Consider the following 4006-nt stretch of genomic DNA (forward strand, 5'->3'; position numbering starts at 1 on the left):
CGCAACCAATACTGTTAGGGATGGGACGTAGTTGTGTATCAACAGGAGAAGGAGTGTGGTTGCCATCACTGCGAAAGGGAGTAGATGAGTGGGAGTCAATGTTGTGTAGTGTAGGAAAGTTGTATGTGGAAGGAGCAGAGGTAGACTGGTCAGGAATGGAGAGAGATGGTAAGAGGCAGAAAGTAGTATTGCCGACTTATCCGTTTCAGCGACAGCGTTATTGGATAGATAGTTATCAAAACGAAGATGAAAAAATGCTCTCAGAAAGTCTATTAAGTCCAATTTTCAATCTTATTAATCAAGGGAATACTGAAGCACTAACTAAGGAGTTAAGTCTGGCTGAAACACTAACAGAAGATGAACAAAAATTGCTACCCAAAGTATTGGGTTTTCTTGTCGATCGACACCAAAATTATCTTCATTTTAAAGGAAATATAGTTCACGACTATTACAATGCAGTTACAAGTATCACGGAAAAATTAGTCAGCAATGAGAACAAAAAAATTAGTCCTCTAAACTTTCTAAAGTTTGGTATCTTTCCCGAAACTATTCCTGGTTTTTCTTGGTTAAAATTAGTCACTGAAACAGACCAAGAGAAATTTAATCTTGTTTGTCAACAGGCACAGAGAGAGTTAAGAAAGTTGTGTTTTTCACAAGTAGATTTCTCATCTTGTGAGAAAGTTTTAGATTTTGGTTGTGGATATGGCTCTGATTTAATAGAACTCGCCCAAAACAACCAAAATCTTCAACTCACTGGTTATACAATTTCTGCTGAAAAAGCTAAGTTTGCAACCAATAAAGTTAATGGTTATCAACTTCATGATCGAGTAAAAATCTTTAATCGAGATAGCTCCAAAGATGAGTTTCCTGATAACTATAATTTGGTGTTTGGATTTGAAGTTGCCCATCATATCAAGAATAAAGATGATTTATTCTCTAATATAAGTAGGCATCTTGAAGAAGAAGGATTATTAGTATTAGCTGATTTTATTGCCAATGATGATATTAGCATCGATCATGAAGAAACTTCCTCCTACTTCATTACTAAACAGCTTTGGGCTGAAAAACTATCCCAAAATAATCTCAAGCTCATTAGCTTTGTAGATGTCAGTCAGGAAATAGCAAACTTTCTATACGACCCTGACTTTGAAGAAACTCTGAGTGATTTGTCTCAGAAAAATATCGATCCGAATATCAAAGCAGCTTTTCAATCCTACAATCAGCTAGGAAAGTTACTTCAAAAAGGATTAGCAAGCTATGTACTACTCACTGCTCGCAAGCAAGAATCTTTACTAAAAGAGGATGTTTACCAGTCGAACCAAGAAATTCTGGATAGACCTTTCTGTTACTCAGAAGTAGCTATCAAACAATGGGTTTATGAACTCGAATGGAAACATTCTGAAAACAGTAATAAGGAATCAATTTCAGCTAGCGATTGTGCTGAACCAGGTACTTGGCTGCTATTTGTGACAGCCAATTTGGCTACTCAAGAGTTAGCAAAAGTTTTAGAGGAACACAGCAAAAATTGTGTTCTAGTTTTTCCTGGCTCCAACTACAAGCAGTTAGACAAGCAGCACTACCAAATTAACCCAATTAATCCACAAGACTTTAAACAGCTAATCCAGGAGCTTTTAACAGCCCAGCCAACCCTGGAAGGAGTTGTTCATCTGTGGAGTCTTGATACATCCGTTGAGAGTTTGACAACTGCTCAAAAAATTGGTTGTGGTAGTGTTCTGCATCTTGTTCAAACATTGGTCTCTGATTTGGAATACCCAGTTTCTTTGTCGCTGGTGACTCAGGGTTCTCAAGCTGTAGAAGAGAATCCACAAATTTTGCAAGTACAGCAAGGACCTGTATGGGGTTTAGGCCGGGTAATCGCTCAAGAACACCCAGATTTACAATGTCGGCTTGTTGATTTAGACCCAACTTCCGATACTTCCGAAGCTCTACAGGCATTAGCCAAGGAACTGTTACACCCTGATGATGAACCCCAGATGGCAATTCGTCAGGGAACACGTTATGTAGCTCGACTAGCACGCCAACGAGAAAAGTCTGGCCTAGAGCAACCGCAACAGGTAACACTTCAAGCAGAAAGTAGTTACTTGATTACTGGTGGTTTGGGAGCATTAGGACTGGAAGTCGCTCAATGGATGGCAAAAAATGGGGTAACACATCTAGTGTTAACCGGACGTCGAAGCCCATCAGAAAAGGCAATGGAAATTATTAAGGAGTTAAAACAAGCAGGAACCAAAATCTCCATTTTGTTAGGAGATATTTCTCAGGAACAAGATGTAGCGGAGATATTCAAGCAGATTCAGGCATCATTACCTCCACTCAAAGGTATAATTCATGCAGCAGGAGTTATAGAGGATGGGGTATTACAACAGATGACTTGGGAGCAGTTTACTCGGGTGATAGCACCAAAAGTGGAAGGGAGTTGGCATTTGCATCAACTCAGCAAAGATATACCATTAGACTTCTTTGTCTGTTTTTCCTCAATAGCATCATTGTTTGGTTCGCCTGGTCAAGGAAACTATGCTGCCGGCAATGCCTTTATGGATTCCTTAGCCCATTATCGTCGATATATGGGATTACCAGGATTGAGTATTAACTGGGGAGCTTGGGAGCAAGAAGGGATGGTTGCTCGTCTAGAAACTCAACACCAAACGCGACTCAAAAAGACTGGAATAGGCTATATAGCTCCAAATCAAGGATTACAGGTACTAGAAGAATTGCTATCACAGTCAATTACCCAAGTAGGAGTATCTCCAATAAATTGGTCTCAACTTATCGAACAACTATCGGCTGGAATAAAACCACCATTTTTAGAAGCTTTTACTTCAACAAAACTAGCAAAAGAAGAGAGTAGCAATGACTTTTTAGCACAACTAACAGAAGCCACAGAAAGTGAACGCAACCAACTTCTAATTAATTATCTTCAAGCAACAATTGGAAAACTACTAGGATTTTCTAAATCTCTCTTTCCAGAACCACAGCTAGGATTCTTTGATATGGGAATAGACTCCTTGATGGCCGTTGAACTGAGAAATATGTTAAGTGCTACTTTAGGCTATTCGATTAGTGCAGCTACATTGTTTAAATATTCTAATATTCAAGACTTAACTGAGTACTTGATCGAAGAAATTTTTGAAAGAGAAAACAATGATAAATTTGATCTTGAAAACAGTAAAAGTAAAAATAATATAGATATGTCAGATTTAGATGCTTCAGAGCCAGAACCAGAATTTCAAGGTGAAATAGAAGATACTATTGCAGAGAAATTCAAAAAAATTCAAAATCTATTAAATGAAAATAACTAATAATGAAGAATACTTCTCAAACAGCACAGCAAACATTTTCATCCAAAGAGGTGCTTCAACTTCTTAATGAAGTAGAAACTAGACTTGAAGCAGCAAACAAAGCCAAAACTGAGCCTATAGCTATCGTGGGTATGGGATGCAGATTTCCTGGTGGAGCTAATGACCAGTCTACATATTGGCATCTGTTGCATAATGGCATAGATGCGATTGCACAAGTGCCACCCCAGCGATGGGATATGAATGCATACTACGATCGAGACCCAAAAACTCCTGGTAAAAGCTATACCAAAGAGGGTGGATTCATCACAGATGTCGATCTATTTGACCCTCAGTTTTTTGGCATTTCCCCAAGAGAAGCAGTCAAGTTAGATCCACAATATAGAGTGCTTCTGGAAGTTACCTGGGAAGCATTGGAAAATGCTGGACAAACATGGCAAAAGTTGAGAAATAGCCCAACTGGTGTTTTCATGGGCATTTGTACGGATGACTATGCTCAACTAAGTATACAGCCAAATCAAGATGCAATAGATGCTTACTCAGGTCTGGGTATACTTCGATCTATGGGTGTTGGGCGTATTTCTTATTTGTTGGGTTTGCAGGGGCCAAATATACAAATAGACACAGCTTGTTCAACTTCTTTAGTTGCAGTCCATATGGCTTGTCAAAGTCTGCGTTCAGGAGAGTGT

2 protein-coding genes are annotated in these 4006 nt (G+C 38.9%); both read left to right on the top strand.

The genetic code is table 11. From position 1 onward, the window contains the following. A partial coding sequence (locus F6K52_RS33320; RefSeq protein ID WP_293088949.1) for an SDR family NAD(P)-dependent oxidoreductase occupies positions 1 to 3320 on the top strand: 3320 nt, incomplete at its 5' end. A gap of 2 nt (positions 3321 to 3322) precedes the next feature. Continuing rightward, positions 3323 to 4006 (top strand): polyketide synthase (locus F6K52_RS33325; RefSeq protein ID WP_293088951.1); only part of this gene is annotated, 684 nt, incomplete at its 3' end.

The sequence above is a fragment of the Moorena sp. SIO3H5 genome (genome assembly GCF_010692395.1).
Classification (GTDB): Bacteria; Cyanobacteriota; Cyanobacteriia; order Cyanobacteriales; family Coleofasciculaceae; genus Moorena.